Below are 22,258 nucleotides of genomic sequence, written 5' to 3'. Positions count from 1 at the left end.
TTTCAACCAGGGTGAGGGGAGCGGCCATGCGTCGTGGTGGGCCTTCGGTTCTCGGGATCGTGCTGGCGGGCGGCGAGGGCAAGCGCCTGATGCCGCTGACCGCCGACCGCGCCAAACCGGCGGTCACCTTCGGCGGGACGTACCGGCTCGTCGACTTCGTGCTGTCCAACCTCGTCAACGCCGACGTCCTGCGGATCTGCGTGCTGACCCAGTACAAGTCGCACTCGCTGGACCGGCACATCACCACCACCTGGCGGATGTCCAGCCTGCTCGGCAACTACGTCACCCCGGTGCCCGCCCAGCAGCGCCTGGGCCCGCGCTGGTACCTGGGCAGCGCGGACGCCATCCTGCAGTCCCTGAACCTGGTGTACGACGAACAGCCCGAGTACGTCGCCGTGTTCGGCGCCGACCACGTCTACCGCATGGACCCGCGGCAGATGCTGCGCCGGCACATCGAGGGCGGCGCGGGTGTGACGGTGGCCGGCATCCGGGTGCCGCGCGCGGAGTCGTCCTCCTTCGGGGTGATCACACCGGGCTCCGACGGCCGTACCGTGGAGCGCTTCCTGGAGAAGCCCGCGGACCCGCCCGGACTGGCGGACGACCCCGAGTGCGTGTTCGCCTCGATGGGCAACTACATCTTCACCACCAAGGCGCTGGTCGAGGCGCTCCAGCGGGACGCCGAGGACGGCCAGTCCGTGCACGACATGGGCGGCTCGATCCTGCCCCAGCTCACCGCGCGCGGCGAGGCGCAGCTGTACGACTTCAGCGACAACCACGTACCCGGCGAGACCACCCGCGACCAGGGCTACTGGCGGGACGTCGGCACGCTCGACGCCTACTACGAGGCGCACATGGACCTCATCGCCGAGCGCCCGGCCTTCAACCTCTACAACCGGCAGTGGCCCATCTACACCCACTCGTACCAGCTCTCCCCGGCCCGCTTCAACGCGGGCGGCATCGCGAGCGAGTCCATCATCAGCGCCGGCTGCCTGATCCGCGGTCAGGTCACCCGGTCGGTGCTGTCGCCGGGCGTGCGCGTCGACCCGGGCGCGGTCGTCCAGGGCTCGGTGCTGCACGACAACGTGCACATCGGCCGGGGCGCGGTGGTGCGCGGCGCCGTCCTGGACAAGAACGTCGAGGTGCCGCCCGGCGCGACGATCGGCGTCAACCCGGAGCGCGACGCCGAGCTGTACACCGTCTCGAAGGGCGGCGTGATCGCCCTCGGCAAGGGGCAGCGGGTGCCCTGACCGACGCCCCCTCAGACAGACGTTCCCCGCGACGCGTTCCGCCCCTCCCTCCCGGAATGCCCGGGTTCACCTCGTTCGCCCGCCACGATGCAGGCAACGATGTCGAACCTTCGGAGGTCATCCGACATGAGAGGGACCCGGCGCACACGGCTGTGCCTGGCCGGGGTGATGGCAGCGTCCACGCTGCTCGCCACCCCGTCCGCACGCGCCGCCGAGCGGACCGACGGCCACCTCACCGACCTGGTCAACCCCTTCATCGGGAGCCAGAACGAGGGCAACACCTTCCCCGGCGCCGCCGTGCCCTTCGGCATGGTGCAGCTCTCCCCGGACACCGGGCACAACACCGGCTACGACTACACGCAGCACCGCATCCGCGGCTTCTCCCTCGTCCACCTCTCCGGCGTCGGCTGCCGCATCGGCGGCGACCTGCCGGTGCTGCCCACCACGGGTGAGGTCACGCAGACGGACTACGCCCGGTACGCCGCCGGTTTCTCGCACGAGAACGAGGAGGCGAGCCCCGGCTACTACCGCGTCGGACTGAACTCCGGGATCGGCGCCGAGCTGACGGCGACCGCCCGCACCGGCGTCCAGCGCTACACCTTCCCGGCCACCGACCGGGCCAACGTGCTGCTGAACGCGGCCCAGGCGCTGCACAAGCCGGTGTCCAGCACGGTCGAGGTCCTCGACGACCACACCGTGCGCACCACCGTCACCGGCCACGGCTTCTGCCGCGACACCGGCCCCTACACCGTCCACACGATCACCCGCTTCAACCGTCCCTTCACCGCCTACGGCACCTGGACCGGCCGGGACGTCACCCCGGGCGCCCGCACCGGGAGCGGCGGCGCCTACGTCCGCTTCGACACGACGAGGGACCGCACGGTCGAGGCGACCACCGCCCTGTCGTACGTCGACGCGCGCGGCGCGGCCCTCAACCTGCAAGCGGAGGGCGGCCGGTCCTTCGAGGCGGTTCGCGACCGGGCGCGCGAGGAGTGGGAGCGGCGGCTCGCCCGCGTCCGCGTCCAGGGCGGCGACCCGGTCCGCCGCCGCGCCTTCTACTCGTCGCTGTACCGCTCGTTCCTCGCGCCGAACACCGGCAGCGACGCCGACGGCCGCTACACCGGCTGGGACCGCCGGATCCACCGGGCCCGCGGCTTCACGTACTACCAGAACTGGTCCCTGTGGGACACCTACCGCACCCAGGCCCAGCTCCTCGCCCTGCTCGCGCCGCGCGAGGCCCGCGACATGGCGCGGTCGGTGGTGCGGGTCGACGAGGACGGCGGCTGGCTGCCCAAGTGGGGCTACGGCCCGGTGGAGACGAACGTGATGAGCGGCGACCCGGTCACCCCGTTCCTGACCACCGCCTACCAGATGGGCCTGCTCAAGGGGTTCGAGGAGAGGGCGTACCGGGCGCTGAGGAAGAACGCCGACGGGGTGCCGCCCGCCGGCTACCCGGGTATCGGCCGGGAGGCCAACGGCGAGTACCTCGCGCACGGTTTCGCGCCCTACATCTGGAACCGCCCCCTGGCCAAGATGGGTGACTCCGACTACCACCACGGCGCCTCCGTCACCCTGGAGTACGCCCTCGCCGACGCGATGCTCGCCCAGATGGCCCGCGGTCTCGGCCACCCGGAGGACGCCGCCCGCTACGCCGCCCGTGCGCAGAACTACCGCAACGTCTTCGACCCCTCGACCGGCTTCTTCCGCCCCCGCGACGGTTCCGGCGCCTTCACCGGCTCGCCCGACCCGGCGCGCAGCCCCGGCTTCCACGAGGGCACGGCCTGGCAGTACCAGTGGCTGGTCCCGCAGGACCTGCCCGGCATGATCGGCCTGATCGGCGGCAAGCGCGCGGCCGACGCGCGCCTGGACGCCTTCTTCGCCTACGACCGGCTGCTCGCCGACCCCGCGGGGACCGCGCGGGAGGTGTGGGTGCACGGCGACGCGTACGACTACTACAACGCCGACAAGTACAACCCGATGAACGAGCCCGACCTCATCGCGCCCTACACCTACCTGGCCACCGGCCGGCCCTGGAAGACCACGGACGTCGTGCACGCGGCCCTCACCCTCTTCACCGACGGGCCCACCGGCATGACCGGCAACGACGACCTCGGCACCATGTCCGCCTGGCACGTGCTGGCGTCGATCGGGCTCTTCCCGATCCAGCCCGGATACGACACCTGGGGACTGTCCACACCGGTCTTCGACCGCGTCGACCTCACCCTGGACCGCCGCTTCTGGCCGGGCGGCCGGCTCACGGTCACCGCTCCCGGCACCACGGCGACGGACCGGTACGTCCAGGCCGTCCGCACGGACGGCAGGCCGCACGCCCGGACCTACCTGACGACGGGTGCGCTGCGCCGGCTGCGCTCGGTCGACTTCACGGTCGGCCCGCGCCCGTCCGAGTGGGGTACGTCACCCGAAGCGGCACCTCCGGTGCTGAAGTGACCTCGGATATCCCCTGAGTCCCGCCCCTTTCCCCTTGATCTCCCGGGGGCGGGACTTAATCTGGAGTTAACTGAGCGTAGCTCGATCGTACTTGACCGTAATCGGTTCGCAGGGATTGACTGCATAAATCCATCCGTCGTCGACGCGAGGCACCCCCTTGACTTCCGACCTGCTCGCACCTCTCGACCTGGCCTTCTGGAACATCGAGTCCGCCCGGCACCCGATGCACCTCGGAGCGCTCGGCGTCTTCGGAGCGCACTCGCCCACCGCGGGCGCCCACGCCGCCGACCTGCTCGCGTCCCGGGCCGCCGCCGTGCCCGGCCTGCGCATGCGCATCCGGGACGTCTGGCAGCCCCTCGCCTTCGGCGGCGCCACCCGCGAGACGGACCCCGACTTCGACCCCCTCCACCACGTGCGGCTGCACGCGCCGACCGCCGACTTCCACGCGGTCGCGGGCCGGCTGATGGAACGCCCGCTGGAGCGCGACCGGCCGCCGTGGGAGGCGCACGTGCTGCCCGGCGAGGACGGTGTCTCGTTCGCCGTGCTGTTCAAGTTCCACCACGCCCTCGCCGACGGCCTGCGCGCCCTGAAGCTGGCCGCCGGGGTGCTCGATCCGGTGGAGCTGCCCGAGCGCGCCCCCCGGGCCGTCGAGCCGCCGCGCGGGCTGCTCACCGACGTGCTGTCCGACGTGCGCAGACTGCCCGGCCTGGTGCCCGGGCTGGTCAGGGGCGCGCTGTCCGACGTCGGCCGGGCCCTGGACATCGGCGCCTCCCTCGCGCGGTCCACGCTCGGTATGCGCCCGTCCTCCGCGCTGACCTCCGCGCCCAGCGGGACCCGGCGCACCGCCGGGGTCGTGCTGGACATCGACGACGTCCACCGGGTCCGCAAGAGCGCCGGCGGCACGGTCAACGACGTGCTGATCGCCGTCGTCGCCGGTGCGCTGCGCCGGTGGCTGGACGAGCGGGGCGACGGCAGCGAGGGTGTGGCGCCGCGCGCTCTCATCCCGGTCTCCCGGCGCCGTCCGCGCACCGCGCACCCACAGGGCAACCGGCTCTCCGGTTACCTGATACGGCTTCCGGTCGACGAGCCCGACCCGGTCCGCCGGCTCGACACCGTGCGCACCGGGATGCTCCGCAACAAGGACGCGGGGCCGAACCGGGGCGCCGGCGCGGTGGCGCTGCTGGCCGACCACGTCCCCGCGCTCGGCCACCGGCTCGGCGGGCCGCTGGTCGGGCAGGCCGCGCGGCTCTGGTTCGACATCCTCGTCACCAGCGTCCCGCTGCCGGGGCTCGGGCTGCGGCTGGGCGGCCAGGAGCTGACGGAGGTGTTTCCGCTGGCCCCGCTGGCGCCGGGGCAGGCACTCGCGGTCGCCATCTCGACGTACCGCGGGCGCGTGCACTACGGGCTGGTCGCCGACGCGCAGGCCGTACCGGACCTCGACGTGTTCGCCCGGGCGGTGTCGGACGAGGTGAGGCTGCTGCTGGCGGTCTGCGACCGCTGAGCGGCGGTTCCCGGTCGGGCTCAGGCCTCCCGCCCGCACCCGTGCGGCGTCCGCCGCCTGGTGCGGGTGGCCTGCGGCGAGGTGGCGTCGCGGTTGACGGCTGGGGCTGCGGGTCCCGCGGGCGCGCGCTCTCGCGCGGGGCGCGGGGGCGCGAGAGGGTGCCGGGGCGGCGGCCGCGCCGTCGACCGCCGCCGGGGGCCCCTGGTGCGGGGTTCTTCCGGGTGCGTCGGCGGGGACGGCCGGCACCGGACCTGCCCGCCGTGGGCGGCCGAGGCGCCGGTGTGACCACGCTCTCGCCCGGCCTCCACGAGGGTGCCCGCCGACCTCATCCGCACACCCGCGGTGGGACGCGGGCGCGCCGCCTTCTCGGCGGGTGCGGGTGGCTGGCCGGCGCCGGTGTGGCACCGCTCCGCACGCGGCGTATTCAGGCGGTGCCGTGGTCTGGCATCCTTCGCGGCCCGGCCCCCGCAGCCGCCGACGGCGAGGCCCCCCACAGGCCGCTCGTGATCCACCCCGCCGCGTCGGCGACCCGCGGCCACCGCCCCCGGCCGCAGCCGCAGCCGCTTCCCCAGGGCCCGGGTTTGGTGCTGTGGCCGCAGGCTCCGTAGACTTCCGCGTTCGGTGGCGGGCGCGGGTCGGAGCGCCGCGCGGGTGATCAGGGAAAGCGGCAGCGCGATGACGGTGACAGAGGACGGCTCGGCGGCCATGGACGCCGCGTCCGTGGACGACGTGGTCTACGGGCCCGGTATCGACCCGGAGCGGCTGGCCGTCTGCCTGAGCGTGCTCGAGGAGCTCGACCGGCTCGACGTCGACCACCCCGACGCCGTCATGGTGCGCCGGGCGACCTCGCACATCTACCGTACGGTCAAGCAGCGCCGCCGCCAGGAGCGCCGCGCCGCCAAGACCGCCCACGACCGCGCGGTCACCGAGGCCACCGCCACCGGCTCCGCCGAGCGCATCGACGACGAGACCGAGGGCGTCCTGCCCTCCTCGAAGGTCGAGGAGGGCCGCATCGCCGGGATACTCCAGCGCCCGCGCTCCTGCTACACCTGCAAGCAGCGGTACGTCGAGGTCGACTACTTCTACCACCAGCTCTGCCCGGACTGCGCCGCCGAGAACCGCGCCCGGCGCGACGCCCGCACCGACCTCACCGGCAAGCGTGCCCTGCTCACCGGTGGCCGCGCCAAGATCGGCATGTACATCGCGCTCCGGCTGCTGCGCGACGGCGCCCACACGACCATCACGACCCGCTTCCCGAAGGACGCCATCCGCCGGTTCAAGGCGATGGAGGACTCGGCGGACTGGCTGCACCGGCTGGAGGTCGTCGGGATCGACCTGCGCGACCCTGCGCAGGCCGTGGCCCTGGCCGAGCAGGTCACCGAGGCGGGTCCGCTCGACATCCTGATCAACAACGCGACGCAGACCGTGCGCCGTCTGCCCTCCGCCTACGCGGCCCTGGTCGAGGGCGAGAGCGCGCCGCTGCCCGCCGGTGAACTCCCCGCCCACCACGTCATCGGCGCCTTCAACTCCGGCGCCGTCGACGGCATCGCCGCGCTGCCCCTCGGCACCAGCGGCCTGGACGCGCAGAAGGTCGCCGACCTCGCCCTCGTCGCGGGCAACGCCAGCATCGCCCGGCACCTCGACGGCACCGCCATCGACGCCGGCGGGCTCGTCCCGGACGTCGTCGACACCAACACCTGGGTGCAGACCATCGACCAGATCTCGCCGGTCGAGCTGCTCGAGACCCAGCTGTGCAACTACACGTCGCCGTTCATCCTGATCAGCGCGCTGCGCCCGGCCATGGCCGACGCCGCGAGGAAGGCGGCCGGCGGCCGCGCGTACGTCGTCAACGTCTCCGCGATGGAGGGCGTCTTCAACCGCGGCTACAAGGGCGCCGGGCACCCGAACACCAACGCCGCGAAGGCCGCCATGAACATGGTGACACGGACCAGCGCCCACGAGATGTTCGAGACGGACCGCATCCTCATGACCTCCGTGGACACCGGCTGGATCACCGACGAGCGGCCGCACTACGACAAGCTGCGCCTCGCCGAGGCCGGCTTCCACGCCCCCCTCGACCTGGTCGACGGCGCGGCCCGCGTGTACGACCCGATCGTGCGCGGCGAGGCGGGCGAGGACCTGTACGGCGTCTTCCTGAAGGACTACGCGCCGGGCAAGTGGTGACCGCGGGGCTCGGCTCCTGGCGATCCGTCAGGCAGGAGAGACGCTACCCAAGAGACTCGAAAACCCGTTCGGCCCGCTAGGCCGAGCGGGTGATTCGTTCGGCACGTGAGTGATGCGCTTTGCGGCAATCGGCCCCATATTGGGCGTTATTGAAGCGCGGCTGACCTCCGATAGTTACATCTTGTTTGCACTCCCTATCGAGCGGGTGTCCGCTCATTTGGTTAATCTGAGGGGGACGGACAGCAGTACGGGGTCCCACCCACACCCACCATCCGTCCCGGGCGGGCCGGTCCACATCGGCCTGCTCCGGCACGAAGCACCGGCGCCACCGCGTCCGAACTGGTTTTCCATCCAGACCCGAGCGGGTGACGAGTGCCGGACCGCAGGCTGTCCGGCAGGCCCGAGGGTGACCCGACACATAAGGAGTGCGCGGTGACACCGGAGAAGACGAAACGCGAACAGTGCCCCACGGAACGCACCGAGGGTGCGGGCCGCCGGCCCGGAGAACTCGGCAGCCTCGACGTGTGGGCGCGCTCCGCGCCGATCCGCCTGGCGGGTTACGAGGACGACCTCGCCGAGCCGCACATCCTGCCCAGCGTCGACTGACCGCTACCCGGCCGCCTCCTCGGCCAGGGGCGCGGTACGGCGCCACGGGCGCAGCCCCTCCAGTTCCTCCGCCAGCGCCAGCAGGTCCGCCTCCGTGCCCGGGCGCCCCACGAGCTGCACGGCGCAGGGGGCGCCGGACGGCAGGGTGCCGAAGGGGACGGCCATCGCGGGCCACCCGGCCAGGTTCCACGGCGGGGTGAAGGGCGAGTAGGCGGTGTTGGCCAGGACGTTGCGCAGCCAGCCGCGCTCGTGCCACGCGTCGGCCCTGGGGGAACGGCGCGCGAGGGCCGGCGTGAGCAGGACGTCGTGCTCGGTGAAGAACGGCGTCAGCCGGGCGCGCAGGCGCTCGCGCCGGTCGCCGGTGCGCACGGAGCGCACGAAGCGGCGGCCCACGGCCGCGTGCACCCGGGTCCGGCGGGCCAGCAGGGCCGGGTCGAGGCCCTCCGCGTCCACCGCCGTACCGGCCGTCCAGTGCTGCAGCGAGGTCACGCCCAGGGAGAGCGGGTAGGGCGGTTCGGCCCGCCGGACCCGGTGGCCGGCCCCGGCCAGCAGCCCGGCCGCGTCCCGGACCGCGCTCGCGTACGGCGCGCTCACGCGCACCCCGGCGAGCGGGCTGCGCAGGGCGACGGCGATCCGCCGCGGCGCCCGCTCCTCCCGCCGCGCGAACTCCGTGTCCGCCAGGACCGAGAGCATCAGCCGCAGGTCCTCCACCGTGGTGGCCAGCGGGCCGTTCTCCGCCATGCCGAACCAGTCGCCGTTGCCGATCCCCGCCGGAACCACCCCGTTACCCGGCTTCAGCGTGACCAGCCCGCAGTTGGCCGCCGGGATGCGCAGCGAGCCCATGCCGTCGTTGCCGAGCGCCAGCGGCACCAGGCCCGCGGCCACCGCCGCCGCGCTCCCGCCGGAGGAGCCGCCGGCCGATCGGGAGGTGTCCCACGGGTTGCGGGCGGTGCCGTACACGCCCTCCGTGGTGCCGAAGACGCACAGTTCGGGCACGTTCGTCAGACCGACCACCACCGCGCCGGCCGCCCGCAGCCGTGCCACGGTGGCGTGGTCCTCGGCGGCCGGCGTGTCCGGCGTGGCGGCCGAGCCGTCCCGATGCGCCTCGCCGCGCACCGCCAGGTTGTCCTTCACCGCCACCGGCACACCCGCGAGCTGCAGTCGGCCGAGGTCCGGACGCGCGCCCAGCTCCTCCGCCTCGGCGCGTGCGGCCTCGGCCCGCACCGCGCGGAAGGCACCCACCCGGCCGGCGAGCCGCTCGATCCGGGCGAGGTGCTCCGCCACCACCTCCCGGGGCGTGACCTCCTTCGCTCGGACGGCGGCGGCGATGTCGGCGGCGGTCCGGCCGGCCCAGCTGCTCACGGGCACTCCTCGGCTACTCGTCGGTACGGGGCGCGTAGGGAGAACTGTGCACGGTCGGACGGCGCACGTCGAGAGCCCGGCGCCCGCCCGCCGGCCGGTCCGCGCGGCGCACGCCGGGCGACCCGGCTCCGGTGAGCCGGCCACCGCCGCCGAACTGCTCCTGCGTGTCCGGCGGTTGCATGATTCGGACCGCGGGCCGTGGGGGAGCTGCACAACGCCCCGACTTCCCTCACCCTCACCCGCCCCTGGCCATCACCCGCGACCCCGCAGGGAGCAGCCCCGCATGCATGACGACCGCGACCTGGTCGAAGCCCGCCTCAGGCGCGTCCTCGACGAACGCATCCGCCCCGCCGTGTACCCCGAGTCCGTGCCGCTGCGGGTCGCCGTCTGGCACGCGCCGGGCGAACCGGTGCCGGTCGCGCAGGGGCTGGCGGCCGAGCCCGCGCCGATCGAGGTGGGCGCCCGCTGGGGCGCCCCCTGGGGCACCAGCTGGTTCCGGGTGACCGGAACCGTGCCCGAGCGGTGGGCGGGCCGTACCGTCGAGGCGCTGCTCGACCTGGGCTTCGACGAGAACCTGCCCGGCTTCCAGTGCGAGGGACTGGTCTACCGGCCCGACGGCACCCCCGTGAAGGGCCTCCACCCCCTGCACCAGTGGGTCCGCGTCGGCGCGCCCGTCCAGGGCGGCGAGGAGGTCCGCCTGCACGTCGAGGCCGCCTCCAACCCGGTCGTCCTCGAGCACCACCCCTTCCGGTTCCGGCCCACGCCGCTCGGCGACAAGGACACCGCCGGGAGCGAGCCGCAGTACACCCTCACCCGCATGGACCTCGCCGTCTTCGACGAGACCGTGTGGCAGCTCGTGCTGGACCTGGAGGTGCTCGGTGAGCTGATGGCCGAGCTGCCGGTGGACTCCGCGCGCCGCTGGGAGATCCTGCGCGCGGTGGAGCGGGCGCTCGACGCCGTCGACTTGCAGGACGTGAAGGCAAGGAGCACCGGCCCGAGGTGTGGGCGCGGGTGAGGAAGGCCGTGGCCGAGGGGCGGTTCGTGCCGACGGGTGGCATGTGGGTGGAGTCCGACACCACCATGCCGGGCTCGGAGGCGATGGCCCGTCAGTTCGTGCACGGAAAGCGGTTCTTCCTCGACGACGGCGTCCTCCGTGTGGAGATCGACTCCCGCGGCCTCGTCGTCTCCGCGTACGACGTCGGGGCCGACCGCGAGACGATCGCGCCCGGTGGCGCCGCGAACCTCCTGCAGCTGCACCCCGACCTGCCGAACAGGTGGGACGCCTGGGACGTGGACCGGTTCTACCGGAACACGGTCACCGACCTCACGGACGCCGACGCGGTGACACCGGGCGAGGACGGCGCCTCGGTGCGGATCGTGCGGTCCTTCGGCGCCTCCCGGGTCACCCAGGTGCTGTCCCTGCCGCCGGGGGAGCGCCGGCTGGTCATCGACACCGAGGTCGACTGGCACGAGACGGAGAAGTTCCTGAAACTGGCGTTCCCGCTCGACCTGCACGCGGAACGGTACGCGTCCGAGACCCAGTTCGGGCACGTCTTCCGGCCCACGCACACCAACACCTCCTGGGAGGCGGCCCGGTTCGAGGCGTGCAACCACCGCTTCGTCCACCTGGAGGAGCCCGGCTGGGGCGTGGCGGTCGTCAACGACTCGACGTACGGCCACGACGTGACCCGCACGGTCCGCACCCGCGGCACGACCACCACCGTGCGCGTCTCCCTGCTGCGCGCCCCCGCTTCCCCGACCCCGAGACCGACCAGGGCGTCCACCGCTTCCGGCACGCCCTGATCCCGGGCGCCGGCATCGCCGACGCGGTCCGCGAGGGGTGGCGGATCAACCTGCCGGAGCGGCGTACGACCGGAGCAGGTGACGTCCCGCCGCTGGTCGCCGTGGACGGCGACGCGGTCGTCGTGACCGTCGTGAAACTGGCCGACGACGGCAGCGGCGACGTGGTGGTCCGCTTCCACGAGGCCCACGGCGGCCGGGCCCGGGCGGCCCTGACGGCCGGGTTCCGCGTCGCGGACGTCACCGTCACGGACCTGCTGGAACGGCCGCTGGACGGGCGCGAGCCGCCGGTGCGGGACGGTGACCGTCTCACCGTGCGGCTGCGCCCGTTCGAGCTGACGACCCTGCGGCTGCGCAGGTGCTGAGCTAACCGGTCTCGGTGGAGCCCTCCGGCCTGACCACGCACAGGGCCCAGATGATGAAGCCGGACAGCGCGATCATCACGACCGACCACACCGGGTAGTACGGCAGGGACAGGAAGTTGGCGATGATGACGAGCCCGGCGATGGCCACCCCGGCGACGCGCGCCCACGTCGACGGGGCGAACAGGCCGAAGCTGACGGCGATGGCGACGATGCCGAGGGCCAGGTGGATCCAGCCCCAGCCGGTGAGGTCGAACTTGAAGACGTAGTTCGGTGTCGTGACGAAGACGTCGTCCTGGGCGATGCCCATGATGCCGCGGAACAGGCTGAGCAGTCCGGCGATCAGGAGCATCACGCCGGCGAACCCGGTCAGGCCGGCGGCCCACTGCTGCTTGGCGGAGCGCGGATAGACGTGTGTCGGGTGCGGGTGCGACGCGGTCATACGGGTGCCTCGATTCGGTGTCGTAGGCGGGGTTCGGCGTTCGGGCGGTTCAGCGTTCGGGCGTGGTCGGCATGGAGCCGGTCTGCCGTGCGGACGGCCGCGTGGCACCGGTCCCGCTCAGGACGAGGTCCTTCGCCCGGCGGAACTCGTCGTCGTCGATGTCGCCGCGGGCCCGCATCGCGGACAGCTTGGCGAGTTCGTCGGCGCTGCTGGCCGGGGCACCGGCCTTCGCGGTCTCCCGGACGTAGGAGTCGAAGGCCTCCTGCTGGGCGCGTGCCTGGGCGACCTCCCGTTCCCCCATGCCCTTGCCGCGGGCGATCAGGTAGACGAGGACGCCGAGGAAGGGCAGCACGATCACGAAGAGCGTCCAGCCGGCCTTGGCCCATCCGTTCATCCCGTCGTCGCGGAAGATGTCGACGACGACCTTGAACAGCAGGACGAACCACATGATCCACAGGAAGAACACCAGCATGGTCCAGAAGGCGCTCAGCAGGGGGTAGTCGTAGGCGAGGTAGGTCTGCGCGCTCATGTCTCTCCTCCGTCCGGGAGCGCCGGCCGGTCGGACCGGTCGCTGCGGTTCTCAGCGTGCACACGGCGAGGCGGGGCCGGCCTCACCCGGCGCGGGTGAGCGTGGTGCTCAGTACGCCGGGCCGGTGGTGCTCGCCTGCCGGTCCGCCCTGCGCGTCGCGGCCCGCCACGCGAACGCGACCCCCAGTTCGACCAGGCCCAGCAGCACCAGCCACAGGCCCAGCAGCCGGGTCAGGGCCCGCGCCGACTCGGTGGGCAGCGCCAGCACCAGGATCCCGGCGACGATGCCGAGCAGCGCGGCCCCGAGGACCAGGCCCCGGTGGGGCAGGTTCTCGGCCGCCAGCGCCGTGTACAGGGTGAGGATCCCGGACACCAGCCAGACCAGCCCCACGATGATCGACAGGGCGGTGACGGTCTGCAGCGGGTTGCGCAGGCAGAGCACACCGGCCACGACGAACACCACGGCGAGCAGCAGTCCGACGACCCGCTCCCCGGCGCCGCCCCGGGCGAAGGCCGTGACGAACCGCAGAGCCCCGGTCAGCAGCAGGTACAGGCCGATCGCGACGGCCAGGACGTGCAGCGTCTCGTCCGGCCAGACGAGGATGAGCACGCCCGGCACGAGGGTGACGAGCGCCGACAGCAGGAACCAGATCCACGAGCCGGCGATCGCCGCCATGGGATCCGCGGGGCCGGCGGCCGCCCCGCCGGGCATGTGTCTCGGACCGGCACCGGGTGCCGGACCGCGCGACTCGGTCATGGGTCCTCCCAGGGGAGTCACTCGGGCAGCTGCCGCATCTCGACGACCCGCAGCCCGAGCGACTGGCAGCGGTTCAGCAGCCCGTAGAGGTGCGCCTCGTCGACGACCTGGCCGAACAGGACCGTCTGCCCGGACATCACCACGTGGTCCAGCTCGGGGAACGCCTTGGTCAGCGTCTCCGACATGTGTCCTTCGACGCGGATCTCGTAGCGCATGTGCCGTCTCCCGCCGCGGGTCTGCTGCGGTCTCGGCTGCGATCCTGCCGGGCCCGGCGGCGCGCCGCCTCACCCGGCGCAGGTGAACCGGCCGATCCGGCGGACGACCGATGGCGCGTCACCCGGCCGCAGGTCACAGCAGTCCGCGCGCACGGGCCTGCCGCACCGCCTCGCCGCGCCGGCTCACGCCGAGTTTCCGGTAGGCGCTCTTGAGATGGGTCTTCACCGTGTTGACCGAGACGTACAGGTCCGCGGCGATCTCCTCCGTGGTCATCAGCTGCCCCAGGCACCGCACCACCTCGCGTTCGCGTCCGCTCAGCTCCTCGACGACCAGAGGGCCGGGCTCGGCGGCGCCACCGTCACGCGGGCGGGGACCGCCCGGGGTGAGCCAGCCCGCGGCCAGGCTCTGCAACGGCGGGGTGTCCACCAGGCGGCGGATGCCCGGGCCGGCGTCGAGGAAGGGGCGCCGCAGCCGCTCCCGGCGGCCCTCCAGCAGGGCCCGGGCGAGCAGCTTGCGGGCGGTGGCGACGTCCCCGGCCTCCTCGGCGACGCGGGCCCGCACGAGCGCGGCGCGCACGCTCACCCCCGTCCCGGTGAGGCCCGGCGGCCCCAGGCGGTCGACCAGGCCGATCGCCGCGTCGCGGTCGCCGGCGGCGAGCCGCGCCCAGGCGAGGCCGGCCGTGCACTCCGGCTCGCCGCCGTGGGGCACGTGCTCCAGGACCTTCAGCGCGGTGTCGGGCCGGCCCTCGGCCAGATGGGCGGCGGAGGCGACCAGCGCGGAGCCGAGCTCGGCCCAGGGCGAGGCGACGTGCACCGTGACGGCGGGCGCGGCGGCCTCCAGGGCGGCCTGCGGGTCGCCCCGCGCCAGCAGCAGCCGCGCCGTCGCGAGGGACCGGCCGGCCGCCGTCACCGGGTCGGGCGCGGCCGGGCCGCACGCGGCGGCCTCCGCGAGGAGGGCCTCGGCCTGGTCGAGTTCGTCGCGCTCGACGGCCACGGCGGCCAGCACCAGCCGCCCGAGCGCCGCCCCGGCGGGCCGGCCGAGACCAAAGCGTTCCGTCTCGGCCTTCGCCGCCAGCGCCTCGCGCTCCGCGCTCTCGAGCCGGCCCTCCAGGTAGTCGATCAGCGCGAGGTGAGCGAGGCAGTCCTGGCGGGGCAGCGCCGTCGCCGGGCCGCCGGGGTGCCCGACGACCTCGGACAGGGCGGCGCGCGCCGCGTCGAAGCTGCCCGCCCACACCCGTGCCGAGCCCAGGTGGGTGAGCAGCAGCGCGAGGAGCTCGGGATGCTCCTCCAGCAGCCGGGCCGGCACCTCGTGGCGCAGTTCCGAGGCCGCGGCCACGGCCCGCTCGGCGCGGCAGGGCGAACCGGTCAGCCGGGCCGCCAGGGTCTCCAGCAGCACACAGCTCAGCCTCTCCGCGGCGCCGGGCGCCCGCTGCGCGGCCAGCCGGCCCTCCGCCCGGCGCAGATGGCTCAGCCCGCGCTCGACGTCGTTCCGGGACAGCTCGTGGGCGGCCCGCACCAGTTCCGCCGCCGTACCCGCGGCCTCGGGCGCCATCCGGCCGAAGAGCCCGGCGAGGTCGTCGGCGCGCAGGCCGGTGAAGAGCTGCCCGATCGCCAGGTCGCCGACGAGGGCCCCGGCGGCGAACTCCCAGTCCTGCGCGGCGGCGCTGTGCGCCAGTGCCCGCGGCAGCGCGCCGGAGTCGCGCAGCCACCGCGCGGCACGCCGGTGCAGCTCGGGCTCCAGGTGCGGTGCGCGCTCCCGCAGATGGGCCCGCAGGATCTCCGCGAACAGCGGGTGCAGCCGGTACCAGGAGTGCCCGAGGTCCTCGACGAACGCGTTCTGCCGGTGCAGCCCCGCCGGCACCGGCTCGAGACCGTCGCGGCCCGTCAGCGCCCGCACCAGCCCCGGGCAGAAGCGGTCCACGACACTGACGCGCAGCAGCAGGTCCTGGGTCCCGGCGGGCTGCCGTTTCAGCACCTCGGCGAGCAGGAAGTCGGCGATCGTGCTCCGGCCGGCCTCGAACTCCCGCAGGTACGCCTCCGGGTCGCCGCTCTCCCGGGCGGCCAGGGCGCACAGGCGCAGCCCGGCCGCCCAGCCCCGGGTGCGCTCCACCAGGGCGCGTACCGCGTCGTCCGGCAGCCGCAGCTCGTGCCGGTCCAGCAGGGCGGCCGCCTCGCCGGGGGTGAAGGCCAGCTCGGCGTCCCGGATCTCGGTGATGGCGCCCGCCGCCCGGTAGCGGTGCAGGGGCAGCAACGGTTCCGTACGGGTGACGAGGACCAGCCGCAGGCCCGGCGCCGCGTGGTGCAGGACGAACTCCAGGTCCTCCGCGACCTGCCGGGCGGGCTGGCGGTCGAACTCGTCGAGCACGAGCAGTACGGGCCGTTCCAGTTCGCTCAGTTCGGCGGCGAGGCGGGCCAGCAGCCCGTGGTCGACGCGGCCGGCGTCCGCCGGGCAGCCGACCCGCGCGGACAGCGGTACCCCGGCGAGCCGCAGGGCGTGCAGGACGTACGCCCAGAAGGTGCCCGCGCCCTGGTCCCCGGCCTCGTCGGTGAACCAGGCGACCGGCTGCCCGAGCCGCGCGGCCCAGTCCGCGACCAGCAGGGTCTTTCCCGCCCCGGCCGAGCCGTTGACCATCGTCAGGGGCGTGTCCAGAGCCTGGTCGAGGTGCGCGGCGAGCCGAGGGCGGCGCAGGAAGGTGGCCGGCCTGGCGGGCGGGACGAACCGTGTGTGCAGAAACGGCTCGCCCAGCGGATCGACGTACGGGGAGGTCGGTCCTCGCGGGTTCTCGGCGCCTGCGCTGGTGGAGGGCTCACCCGGCGCTCCGGCAGGCTGCGAAAGACGCTCCACTCGATCAGCATCGCAGCCTTCGCGCCACCCCGCAGTTCCGGTGGTGCGCCGCCCGGTCAGCTCTGACCGGGCGGCGCGTCAGGCGGCTTGCGCGCCGTTTTCAGCTGGACGCGGCCGCCGGCCGCCAGCAGGGCGAGCACCGCCAGGACGGCGAGCAGCACGAGGACCAGCAGCAGGACGGTGAGCACCGTCGGATGGTTCCAGAGCGCGAAGACGAGCGCGATGACGAGCAGCACGGCGATGGTGACCGCCCGGCGGTAGGCCAGCGCCCACGCGCCCGCCCGCCCGGCGCTGACGTGGTGCCCTGCCGCCCAGCGCGCAGCCGAGTCCGCCGTACGGTCGGACGCGCCGCGCAGGGCCACGGGCAGCCGGCCCGGCCCGATCAGGTAGACGCCCAGCGCGATGACCACGCCCAGCACGATGGCCGTCCGCAGGCTGACCCGCAGGAAGCGGACCAGGGCGTCGAAGACGGCGGCGGCGGCGGACTTGGACTGCACCTGGGCGGGCAGGTGGTCGAGGTAGTAGCCGCGGGCCACGATCAGCGCGACGGCCACCACGAGGCAGGCGAAGGCCGCCCCCAGGGCGGTGCGGGCCAGCGCCCGGCGCCGCCGGTGGGCCAGGAGGACCCCGGCGGTGCCGAGCACGGCGACCAGCACCGGCAGCCAGTTCCCGACGATGTCGAGCAGGTGGGCGGCCTTGCGGTACTTGGCGAGCTGGTCGGAGTGGAACAGCACGAACTGCTTGTTCACCTGCGGGATGTTGGCCGCGGGTTTCAGGCCGGCGTCGACCAGTTCCTTCTTGACCCGCTCGACGGCCGTGCCGATGTCCAGGGTGACCGTGCCGTCGGTGACCTGGACCGCCCCGCGTCCCTGGCCGGTCAGGGCGTGCACGACGGCGTTGTGGGCGGCGCGGTTGGCGTCCCGCCACACGGTCGTGAAGGCGTCGCTGGTCACGACGCGGGTGGCGACCTTGGTCACCGCCTGGTCCACGGCCGCGTCGATCTGCGGTCCCAGGCGTCTGACCGCGTCGGCGGCCAGGGGCGGCAGGCCCTGGGACTGCAGCCAGGAGGCCATCTCGTCGGCGGCCTTGGGGCCGTCCACGCGGGCGCCCACGGCCTCGGTGATCCGGTGCACCGCCGCGTCCTGCACGGCGGGGTCGCCGGACAGGGGCGCCACGGTGGCGACGTACCGGTCGGTGTCGAGCACGATGTCGTGCACCCAGGTGGCGAGCAGGGCGACCGGTACGAGGACGCAGGTCAGCACGATGAGCACCGCGGAGGCGGTGTTGCGTGCGATGCGGCTGCCGGTCGCGGCACCACCGGCCCTGCCGCCGGAAGCCGTGCCACCCCCGTCCGGGGCCGCCGGGGATCGGGGCTCCGGGTCAGGGGGGCGCGGGTCCGGTCCGCCGGAGTCGGGGTCCGGCGGGCGCTGGTCGGGCGGCTCGGTCACGGGGGCTCCGGCACGGTCGGTCGCTTCCTGGACATCCCCATTCCGCCGCCTCTCCCGGCCCTCCGCCCGCCGGGGTGGGCCGGACGGACCACACCGGGTACTCCTCGCCGGGCGTCACGGGGTCCGCTCGCAACCGTGCCGCACCTTGCGGCCGGGCGCTGCGGCGTGGTGCGGCCGCGGACGCGGCCACGACTGCTCGCCTCCTCGGCTGCTCGTCTGCTCGCCTGCTCGTCACAGGGTCCGCCTGGCCCGGTGCCGCGGCTCGGGCGGTCCCCTGGGGCACTGCGAGGCGGCGGGGAACGAACCTGTGTGGCGGCCCCCCGTCGCGGGGTTCGCCGGTCCTGGCGGTCGAGCCGCTGCCCGAGGCCGCCGCCCGCGGGGTGCCGGTCGTCGTCGACGAACTGCGCGGCGTATGCGTGGGCCTCGGCGGTCCGGCGGGCACCGGCCAGGACGCCTCGCCACGGCCGGGTGCGCGGCGCGGCAGGCGGGGGCGGGGACGCTCAAGGGCCTGCGGGACTGGCCGGACGGCCGCCGCCTTCGGGCGCGGCCCGCCCCTCCGGCAGCTCCGTCGGCGCGCGCAGTACGGGCGCCGGGCGGACGGCACCGCGCGGTGCCCGAGGGCCGGCGCCGTGCGACGGCCGACGCGAGCAGGCACCGTACGGCCCTGCCGGTGCGTCGCCTCCGGCGCCGCATCGGCAGGCGGGACCGAGCCGAAGGCGCCGCCCAGGTGACCGGTCTGCCCCCTCCCGCCGACGCCGGCCGCGGCTCGGCTACGACCTCTGCGCCACGCCCGCCAGCCGCGTCGGCGGCAGGTACTCCCGGACGTACGTCCGCTCCCAGCAGGCTCCCGTCTCCCGCAGCCGCCGCCAGGTGGTGTAGCGGTAGCGGAAGAGCCGGGCGCGGACGTACCGGGGCGGGGTGTCCGGCGGGAAGGGCGAGCGGCGCAGCAGGCGCAGGGTGTCGCGGTCGTTCTCCAGCAGCCGCTCCACCAGGGCCCCGAACCAGTCGCCGGCATAGCCGGGGGACAGCGCGGCGAACCACATCAGCCAGTCCAGGCGCAGGTGGTAGGGGGCGAACTGGCGCGGCCAGCGCCGGGGGTCGCCGGGTTTGCCCCGGAACTCGTACTCCCGCCAGTCGGAGTCCTCCCGCGGTACGCCGTCCAGCGTGCCCTCGACGACCACCTCGTAGCGGAGCCGGCTGACGCTGCCGAACGCGCCGTAGGTGTTCACCAGGTGCAGCGGGTCGAAGGAGCGGTTCATGACCTGGCGGCGGGAGACCATGTTCAGCACGGGGTGGTAGCTGAGGAGGACCAGCAGCGCGGCGACCGCGAGCACCAGGACCTCGTACCACAGCGGTGCCGGGGGCACGGACGGCGCCGTGCCCGGCAGCCCCAGCGCGGACAGGGCGAGCACGATGGTGATCCAGTTCAGCCACGAGAAGTTCCCCGACAGCACCAGCCACAGCTGGGTGACGATCATCAGCGCTGCCGCCGCCGAGGCGATCGGCTGAGGGGCGAACAGCAACACCGGCACGACCAGTTGCGTGACGTGGTTGGCGGCCACCTCCACCCGGTGCAGGGGCCGGGGCAGATGGTGGAAGAACCAGCTCAGCGGGCCCGGCATCGGCTGGGTCTCGTGGTGGTAGTCCAGGCAGGTGAGCTTGCGCCAGCACGCGTCCCCGCGCATCTTGATCAGCCCGGCGCCGAACTCCACCCGGAACAGGATCCAGCGCAGCAGGAACAGCACGACGACCGGCGGCGCCACCTCGCCGTTGCCGAGGAAGGCGGCGAGGAAACCGGTCTCCAGCAGCAGCGACTCCCACCCGAACGCGTACCAGGTCTGGCCCACGTTGACGATGGACAGGTACAGCGCCCACGGCACCAGCCACAGCAGGATGCCCGCCCACAGCGGCAGCAGCGAGTCCGCGCCGGCGAGCAGGGCCGCCGAGACCGCGCAGCCCGCCCAGGCGCATCCGGCGAAGAAGCGGTCCGAGTAGTGCAGGTGGAACAGGCTCGGGGCGCGCCGGAACGGCATCCGCGCCGTGAAGCGGGGGACCGGCAGCATCCCGCGCTCGCCCAGCAGAGCCCGGAACTGCAGGGCGGCCCCGAGGAACGCGACCAGGTACACACCGGCCAGCGCCCGCTGCAGGACCAGCCGGCTCAGCCAGTAGCCGGGTGCGGTGAACCAGTCCACGGCCGTCGCTCCTGACTTCCGTTAGGGCCGCCGTGGCACGCGTGCCCCCGGCGGCCGGGAAAGGGGCCCGTCACTGCGTGTACCGCGTCCTTCCGCGCCCGTAACCCGGCCGGGCCGCACCGTGTGCCGTCGGGACGGGTGTGCACTCGAAGAATCGGGCAAATCCTGGCAAGGTGGGCGCATGGCTGATCGGCCAGCGAGCGCCCTGTCCCTCCCGGAGGAGTGGCCGGCCCACCCGGAACCGATCCTGGCCCTCAACCGCATGGGCAGCTTCGACTGGGACCTGGACGCCGGTCTGTTCCACATGGACGCCCAGGCCCACGAGGTGTTCGACCTGCTCCCCGAGGAGTACGACGGGCACCCGGAGGCCCTGTCCGTGCGGGTGCCGCCCCCGGAGGCCGCCCGGCTGGACGCGGTGGTCGCCCGGGCCATCAAGGACGGCAGCGAGAACTACGGCACGTACTTCCGCATCCGCTGCCGCGACGGCACCACCCGCTGGACCCACACCCAGGGCTACATCCGGCGGGACCGGACCGGCCGGCCCCGCCGGGTCGTCGGCATCGTCCGCGACGCCACCCAGGAACTCGCCGACAGCGAGGCCCGCAGTCTGCGGGCCGCCCAGGACGAGGCCTTCCGGCAGCAGACCAACGTCGTCCAGGTCATCTCCGCCGCCCTCGCCCACGCCCGCAGCGTCCGGGACGTCATCGACGCCCTCCAGCACACCCACGGCATCCGCCACCTCGGCGCGGCGAGCCTCGTCATGGGGCTGGTGGAGGCCGGCCGGATCCGCCTCGTCGCCGAGGGCCCCGCGGGGGCGTCGATCCCCGGCACCCGGATCACCCGGATCGACGAGCCCTACCCGATGAGCGAGGTCGTGCGCACGCTCACCCCGCGGTTCATCGAGTCCCCGGAGGAGTTCGCCGGGAACTACCCCATCCTCTGGCCCGGCCTGACCGGCCTGCACATCACCTCCGCCGCCTACCTGCCGCTGATCGCCCAGGCCCGCCCGATCGGCGCCATGGGCCTGCTCTACAGCGACCGGCGCGGCTTCTCCGAGGAGGAGCGGGCCGTCCTCGTCGCCCTCGGCAGCAGCATCGCGCAGAGCCTGCAGCGGGCCATGCTCTACGAACAGGAGAAGGACCTCGCCCAGGGCCTGCAGCAGGCCATGCTGCCGCGCACCATCCCCAGCGTCCGCGGCGCCGACGTCGCCGTCCGCTACCGCGCGGCCACCACCGGGGGCGGCCTCGGCCGGGACATCGGCGGCGACTGGTACGACCTGATCCCGCTGCCCGGCGGCCGGGTGGGCGCGGTCATCGGCGACGTCCAGGGCCACGACACGCACGCGGCGGCCGTGATGGGCCAGCTCCGCATCGTCCTGCGCGCCTATGCCGCCGAGGGCCACCCCCCGGCCACCGTGATGGCGCGGGCCTCCGTCTTCCTGCACGAACTCGACACCGACCGCTTCGCCACCTGCCTGTACGCCGAGGCCGACCTGTCCACCGGAGTGGTCCAGGTGGTCCGCGCCGGGCACATCGACCCGCTGATCCGGGACGCCGACGGCACGTGCCGCCGGATCACCGTCGAGGGCGGGCTGCCGCTCGGCCTGTCCGCCGAGTTCGGCCGGCTGGAGTATCCCGTCTCCACCCTCGAACTCGACGCCGGCCACACCCTGCTGCTGTGCACCGACGGGCTCGTCGAGCAGCCCGGAGCCGACCTGGACGACGGGATGCGCACCCTGGCGAACCTCATCGCCAGGGCGCCGGACGAGGTGCGCGACCTCGCCGACCGGCTGATCCGGATGGCCGAGGAGCGCGGCGGCGACGACGACGTGGCCCTGCTCCTGCTGCGCCGGCGGGTCCCGGAGACGCCGCGGCCCGGCGGCCGGCTCCAGCAGCACGTCGCGCCCGGCGACCCGGAGGCCCTCACCGAGGCCCGGCACATGATCCGCGCCGCGGTGCGCGCCTGGGGCGCCCGGGACCGGGCCGACGAGGTCGAACTGGTCGCCGACGAACTGATCACCAACGCCCTGATGCACACCGAGGGCTCCGCCGTCGTCACCCTCAGGGTGCTCGACGGCGGCAGCGGCCGCCGGCTGCGCGTCGAGGTCGAGGACTCCTCCAGCGCCCTGCCGCGCCGCCGGGAAGCCGGGGAGGACGGCGTCTCCGGCCGCGGGCTGCTCCTCGTCGACCTGCTCGCCGACGCCTGGGGCGTGGAGGCGCGCGGCGGCGGCAAGGCCGTGTGGTGCGAGTTCCCGGTGCGGTCCGCCGCCTGCGGCTGAGCGCCGCTGCCGGGCGTCGCCCGTGCGGGGTGGCAGTCTGGAC

General features: G+C 74.2%; 14 protein-coding genes and 1 pseudogene. 7 read left to right on the top strand and 8 right to left on the bottom strand.

Features of this window, described 5'->3' with window-relative positions; all coding sequences use genetic code 11:
• Positions 1-26: 26 nt before the first annotated feature.
• From glgC to AQJ66_RS38370, 5 genes are all read left to right on the top strand, one after another.
• The gene (gene glgC / locus AQJ66_RS22340; RefSeq protein ID WP_061925145.1) at positions 27-1,247 is read left to right on the top strand and encodes a glucose-1-phosphate adenylyltransferase; all 1,221 of its coding nucleotides are present in this window, start codon (positions 27-29) and stop codon (positions 1,245-1,247) included.
• A 126-nt stretch (positions 1,248-1,373) separates the two neighbouring features.
• On the top strand, positions 1,374-3,695 hold the full coding sequence (locus tag AQJ66_RS22335; RefSeq protein WP_061925141.1) for a GH92 family glycosyl hydrolase: 2,322 nt from the start codon (positions 1,374-1,376) through the stop codon (positions 3,693-3,695).
• Between the two features lie 157 nt (positions 3,696-3,852).
• Positions 3,853-5,196, top strand: coding sequence for a wax ester/triacylglycerol synthase family O-acyltransferase (locus AQJ66_RS22330; RefSeq protein ID WP_061925138.1), 1,344 nt, complete (start codon positions 3,853-3,855; stop codon positions 5,194-5,196).
• A gap of 675 nt (positions 5,197-5,871) precedes the next feature.
• Positions 5,872-7,380: an SDR family NAD(P)-dependent oxidoreductase gene (locus tag AQJ66_RS22325; protein WP_061925135.1), complete on the top strand. Its 1,509-nt coding sequence runs from the start codon at positions 5,872-5,874 to the stop codon at positions 7,378-7,380.
• A gap of 432 nt (positions 7,381-7,812) precedes the next feature.
• On the top strand, positions 7,813-7,986 hold the full coding sequence (locus tag AQJ66_RS38370) for a hypothetical protein (protein WP_107119006.1): 174 nt from the start codon (positions 7,813-7,815) through the stop codon (positions 7,984-7,986).
• Positions 7,987-7,989: 3 nt separating this feature from the next.
• On the opposite strand, the gene AQJ66_RS22320 is transcribed toward AQJ66_RS38370, so the two are convergent.
• On the bottom strand, positions 7,990-9,348 hold the full coding sequence (locus tag AQJ66_RS22320) for an amidase (RefSeq protein WP_061925132.1): 1,359 nt from the start codon (positions 9,346-9,348) through the stop codon (positions 7,990-7,992).
• Here AQJ66_RS22320 and AQJ66_RS22315 point away from each other — a divergent pair.
• Positions 9,314-11,513 (top strand): annotated as a pseudogene (locus tag AQJ66_RS22315) (glycoside hydrolase family 38 C-terminal domain-containing protein). The gene AQJ66_RS22320 and the pseudogene AQJ66_RS22315 sit on opposite strands and share 35 nt — an antisense overlap.
• Before the next feature lies 1 nt (position 11,514).
• On the opposite strand, the gene AQJ66_RS22310 reads toward AQJ66_RS22315, so the two are convergent.
• The 7 genes from AQJ66_RS22310 to AQJ66_RS22280 all read right to left on the bottom strand — a co-directional run bounded on the left by AQJ66_RS22310 (position 11,515) and on the right by AQJ66_RS22280 (position 19,937).
• Complete coding sequence (locus tag AQJ66_RS22310; protein ID WP_061925129.1) at positions 11,515-11,952, bottom strand: DUF7144 family membrane protein; 438 nt, start codon at positions 11,950-11,952, stop codon at positions 11,515-11,517.
• 49 nt (positions 11,953-12,001) lie between these two features.
• Complete coding sequence (locus tag AQJ66_RS22305; RefSeq protein WP_061925126.1) at positions 12,002-12,481, bottom strand: SHOCT domain-containing protein; 480 nt, start codon at positions 12,479-12,481, stop codon at positions 12,002-12,004.
• Positions 12,482-12,589: 108 nt separating this feature from the next.
• A complete protein-coding gene (locus tag AQJ66_RS22300) occupies positions 12,590-13,237 on the bottom strand; it encodes an HdeD family acid-resistance protein (RefSeq protein WP_061925123.1) in 648 nt (215 codons plus the stop codon).
• Positions 13,238-13,254: 17 nt separating this feature from the next.
• Positions 13,255-13,452, bottom strand: coding sequence for a hypothetical protein (locus tag AQJ66_RS22295; protein WP_061925120.1), 198 nt, complete (start codon positions 13,450-13,452; stop codon positions 13,255-13,257).
• Between the two features lie 133 nt (positions 13,453-13,585).
• Complete coding sequence (locus AQJ66_RS22290; protein ID WP_079060347.1) at positions 13,586-16,297, bottom strand: winged helix-turn-helix domain-containing protein; 2,712 nt, start codon at positions 16,295-16,297, stop codon at positions 13,586-13,588.
• A gap of 56 nt (positions 16,298-16,353) precedes the next feature.
• Entirely contained in the window at positions 16,354-17,745 is a 1,392-nt protein-coding gene (locus AQJ66_RS22285; protein ID WP_244162889.1) for a hypothetical protein, read from the bottom strand.
• Between the two features lie 770 nt (positions 17,746-18,515).
• On the bottom strand, positions 18,516-19,937 hold the full coding sequence (locus AQJ66_RS22280; RefSeq protein WP_061925118.1) for a lipase maturation factor family protein: 1,422 nt from the start codon (positions 19,935-19,937) through the stop codon (positions 18,516-18,518).
• Between the two features lie 181 nt (positions 19,938-20,118).
• On the opposite strand from AQJ66_RS22280, the gene AQJ66_RS22275 reads away from it, so the two are divergent.
• Positions 20,119-22,215 carry a SpoIIE family protein phosphatase gene (locus AQJ66_RS22275; protein WP_061925114.1) on the top strand — a complete coding sequence of 699 codons (2,097 nt, stop codon included), beginning with the start codon at positions 20,119-20,121 and terminating at the stop codon, positions 22,213-22,215.
• The last annotated feature ends 43 nt before the right edge of the window (positions 22,216-22,258 follow it).

This window comes from Streptomyces bungoensis (assembly GCF_001514215.1).
Classification (GTDB): domain Bacteria; phylum Actinomycetota; class Actinomycetes; order Streptomycetales; family Streptomycetaceae; genus Streptomyces; species Streptomyces bungoensis.
This window is presented reverse-complemented; position numbering and strand designations above follow the sequence as displayed.

Coding starts and splice junctions, on each gene's coding strand:
- glgC (WP_061925145.1), top strand. CDS start 27: ATGCGTCGTGGTGGGCCTTCGGTTCTCGGGATCGTGCTGGCGGGCGGC.
- AQJ66_RS22335 (WP_061925141.1), top strand. CDS start 1,374: ATGAGAGGGACCCGGCGCACACGGCTGTGCCTGGCCGGGGTGATGGCA.
- AQJ66_RS22325 (WP_061925135.1), top strand. CDS start 5,872: ATGACGGTGACAGAGGACGGCTCGGCGGCCATGGACGCCGCGTCCGTG.
- AQJ66_RS22310 (WP_061925129.1), bottom strand. CDS start 11,952: ATGACCGCGTCGCACCCGCACCCGACACACGTCTATCCGCGCTCCGCC.
- AQJ66_RS22305 (WP_061925126.1), bottom strand. CDS start 12,481: ATGAGCGCGCAGACCTACCTCGCCTACGACTACCCCCTGCTGAGCGCC.
- AQJ66_RS22300 (WP_061925123.1), bottom strand. CDS start 13,237: ATGACCGAGTCGCGCGGTCCGGCACCCGGTGCCGGTCCGAGACACATG.
- AQJ66_RS22295 (WP_061925120.1), bottom strand. CDS start 13,452: ATGCGCTACGAGATCCGCGTCGAAGGACACATGTCGGAGACGCTGACC.
- AQJ66_RS22275 (WP_061925114.1), top strand. CDS start 20,119: ATGGCTGATCGGCCAGCGAGCGCCCTGTCCCTCCCGGAGGAGTGGCCG.